This window comes from Pseudonocardia sp. SID8383 (assembly GCF_009864975.1).
In the GTDB taxonomy this organism is placed as follows: domain Bacteria; phylum Actinomycetota; class Actinomycetes; order Mycobacteriales; family Pseudonocardiaceae; genus Pseudonocardia; species Pseudonocardia alni.
In genome coordinates this window covers 1-3211 of sequence record NZ_WWFY01000248.1, presented here as the reverse complement: position 1 = coordinate 3211, position 3211 = coordinate 1, and the positions used below count along the sequence as shown (strand labels likewise).

Below are 3211 nucleotides of genomic sequence, written 5' to 3'. Positions count from 1 at the left end.
CCGCCGCGTGCGCGAAGGCGGCCACCGTCGGTGCCGGCAGCGACGACAGCGCGGCCACCAGCAGCCGGGCGACGAACGGCCCGGCCAGCTGGTCGGGCTGGGGCAGCGACGCCGCGTGCACCCGCAGCAGCGCCTCCGCCCCGGGGAACGCACGGACCGGGCCGGGCACCGGAGTGCTCATGGGGCGACCAGCAGCCACACCGGCACCGCGACCAGCGCGAGGGCGACCAGCCGGATCAGCCCGTGCACGACGCGCGGCAGCGCGGGGGGCGGGGCGGTGATCCGGTCGATGCGGGCCTCCAACGCGTCGGTGAACGACGACAGCGCCGCCGCCGGCGCGGACCCGCCGACGGCCTTGAGCGCGGTCGCCAGCTCGGTCGGGTCGCACAGCCTGCGGGCGACGTCGTCGGCCCGCATCTCGATCAGCCGGGCCACCGCGAGCTGGGCGTGCACCATGCCGCGCACGAACGGCGCCGTCGCCCCCCACGCGACGAAGGGGAGCACGACCAGGTCGTGCCGCTCACGCAGGTGCGCCCGCTCGTGGGCCAGCACCGCGACAACCCCGGCGGTGTCGAGGGTGTCCAAGACCCCCGCCGACACCACGAGCCGGGAGCTGCGCCCGGGCAGGCAGTAGGCCACCGGGACGGGATGGTCGAGGACACGGGTACCGGAGGCGTGCGGCCACGGCGTGGCGAGCACGTCGAGCAGGTCGCGGTGGCGCCGGCGGGCCCGCAGCGTCCGCACCGTGGTGATCACCAGGACCGACAGCAGCCGCACCAGCACCCCGAGCGCGATCAACAGGGCACCCACGTGCAGCGGGTCCATCCGGTCCGGCCACTCGCCCGCCGCCACCGATGCCGACAGCGCCGCCGCCGCGGTGGGCAGGCTGTGCCCCATCGGCGACAGCCCGTAGGCCAGCCCCGCACCGAACAGCGAGATTCCGCCGCCGAGCCCGACGGCCTGCCACAGCAGCAGCGCTCCGACGGGGTCGCGGCCGGGCCAGCGCGCCCGGGCCAGGGCACGACTGACCGGCTCGGCGAGCAGTACGCCGAGCAGTCCGAGTCCGAGCGCGGTCAGCTGCATCGCCTCACATCGTCGCGGAGTGCGCGGCGCGGCGCTGCATCACCCCCGCGACCGGACGGGCTCGTGGAACGCCGGCGGCTCAGCCGAGCAGGTCGCGCAACCGCGACCGCTCCTCCTCCGACATCGAGCCGAGGAACCGCGCGAGGGCGGCACCCCGGTCTGACGCGTCGTCGAGCGCGTCGGTCATCAGCTCGGCCACGTGGTCCTCCCGGCTGGCCACCGGGCGGTAGTGGTGGGCGCGGCCGTCGCGGATCCGCCGGACCAGCTGCTTGCGCTCGAGCCGGCCGAGGACGGTGAGCACGGTCGTCGTGGCCAGGTCGCGGTCGGCGAGCTGGTCCTGCACCTCACGGGCGGTCATGTCCCGGTCGGTCTCCCACAGAACGTTCATGACCGCCCGCTCCAACTCGCCCAGACTCGTCACGAAGGTCATCCTACGCGAACCTTTCTACTGCGCGTAGAACCCCTCCGGGAGATGACTCACACACCCGGGGCGCGACTCAGTGGATCTGCACCTGGTCGCCGACCTGCAGGTGGTCGAACCACCGGCGCGCATCGGTCTCGGCGAGCTTCACGCAGCCGGCCGACGGGGTGGAGAGGTCGCCCTGGTGGAAGGCGATGCCGCCCTGGGCGAAGAACACCGACCACGGCATCTGGGTCAGCCGTTCCCGGCTGGTCCACTGCTCGGCCTTCCACTGCACGGCGAAGGTCCCGGTCGGTGTCGGGGCCTCCGGGTCGCCGGGGCGCATCGCGACCGGTCCGGCGACGACCTGACCGGCGTCGAACAGCCAGGTGGAGCGGCTCTCCAGATCCACACATGCCCGCGCCGAGGAGGTGCACGGTGTGCCCGGGACGAGCTCGCCGGTGGCGACCTGCCGGTCGGTGGGATCGGGCTGCTCCGACGGCTCGGCCAGGGCGGGGCCCGCCAGGAGCCCGGCGGTCAGGGCGCCGGTCAGGGCGACGCCCACCGCGAGGAGTCCGGTGGTCCGGCTCCGTCCCCGTGCCCGCATCCGTCCGCCCCTCCGCCGGGCGCACGGCCCACGTCCCCGGCCCGTCGGGACCGACCGGATGCACAGTGCGACCGGCTGGTTCCCCACGGTAGCCCAACATGATCTTGAGCTGAACGGGCGAGTCCGATACCGCCGATCGGCGGTGCACGAGATGCGTCGGACGGTCGCTGCGTCGTCCGGTCCCGCGGTCAGCGGCCCCGGAACACCGGTGCGCGCTTCTCGGTGCGGGCGGCGCGCCCCTCGGCGATGTCCTCGGCGGCCCAGCATCCGCGGAACTCCTCGGTGAGGCCGTCGACCACCGCCGGGTCGGTGTGGCCGCCACGGCCGAACGTGTCCACCGAACGCTTGTTGTAGGCCAGGGTCAGGGGGGCCATGGTCGCGATGTCCCGGGCCAGGGCGTGGGCGGCGTCGCGGTCGCCGAGGGTGTCGGCGAGACCGCGGGCGTGGGCGGTGACGGCGTCGACGGTGGCGCAGGCCAGCAACAGGCTGCGGGCCGTGCCGCCGCCGGCGATCTGCACCAGGCGCTCGATCGTCCACGGGTCCACGGCCAGACCGAGCCGCGCGGTCGGCAGCCCGAACACCGCCTCCGGGGCGGCGACCCGCAGGTCGCAGGCCAGGGCCAGCTGCAGCCCGCCGCCGATCGCGGGCCCGGTCACCGCGGCCACGGTCGGCATCGGCAGGTCGGCGACCGCGTGCAGCCCGGTGTAGAGCGCGTCGAGGAACTCGTCGGTGTAGACCTCGCCGAAGTCGGCGCCCGAGCAGAACGCCGGCCCGTTCCCGGCGACGACCACCGCCCGCGCGCCGGCCGCGCGGACCTCGGCCGCGGCGTCGACCAGCTGCCGGCAGGTCGCGATGTCCAGGGCGTTGCGGCGCTCGGGGCGGTTCAGCTCGATCAGACCGACGTCGTCGTGGGTGCTCACGGAGATCACTGCCGGACCCTAACCCGCCGCCGCGGCCCCGGACCCGTCCGCGTGACCGGCGCCGCGCGCGGCGGGAGAGGGCTCGCTCCAGGTCTGCCCGCACAGCTCGCGGGCCAGCCCGACGGCGAGCTGGTCGATCCGGCGCAGCAGCCGCGCCGCGGTCAGCCGACGCGTCCGCTCGGTCCCGGGACCGGCGGCGGT

6 protein-coding genes are annotated in these 3211 nt (G+C 75.4%); all 6 read right to left on the bottom strand.

What is annotated here, in order from left to right:
• The coding region (locus GTW08_RS06070) for a DUF6885 family protein (RefSeq protein WP_161151549.1) at nt 1-181 on the bottom strand (181 nt) is incomplete at its 3' end.
• Complete coding sequence (locus tag GTW08_RS32650; protein ID WP_073574808.1) at nt 178-1083, bottom strand: M56 family metallopeptidase; 906 nt, start codon at nt 1081-1083, stop codon at nt 178-180. The genes GTW08_RS06070 and GTW08_RS32650, both read right to left, overlap by 4 nt.
• Nucleotides 1084-1162: 79 nt before the next feature.
• Nucleotides 1163-1513, bottom strand: a complete 351-nt coding sequence (locus GTW08_RS06060; protein ID WP_062395191.1) for a BlaI/MecI/CopY family transcriptional regulator — start codon at nt 1511-1513, stop codon at nt 1163-1165.
• Between the two features lie 67 nt (nt 1514-1580).
• The gene (locus GTW08_RS06055; protein ID WP_346009859.1) at nt 1581-2048 is read right to left on the bottom strand and encodes a L,D-transpeptidase; all 468 of its coding nucleotides are present in this window, start codon (nt 2046-2048) and stop codon (nt 1581-1583) included.
• A 230-nt stretch (nt 2049-2278) separates the two neighbouring features.
• Complete coding sequence (locus GTW08_RS06050; protein ID WP_073574806.1) at nt 2279-3019, bottom strand: enoyl-CoA hydratase; 741 nt, start codon at nt 3017-3019, stop codon at nt 2279-2281.
• A gap of 9 nt (nt 3020-3028) precedes the next feature.
• Nucleotides 3029-3211 (bottom strand): hypothetical protein (locus GTW08_RS06045; protein ID WP_161151547.1); only part of this gene is annotated, 183 nt, incomplete at its 5' end.

Excerpts from the sequence above, each read along its gene's own strand:
- GTW08_RS32650 (WP_073574808.1), bottom strand. The coding sequence starts at position 1,083 with ATGCAGCTGACCGCGCTCGGACTCGGACTGCTCGGCGTACTGCTCGCC.
- GTW08_RS06060 (WP_062395191.1), bottom strand. The coding sequence starts at position 1,513 with ATGACCTTCGTGACGAGTCTGGGCGAGTTGGAGCGGGCGGTCATGAAC.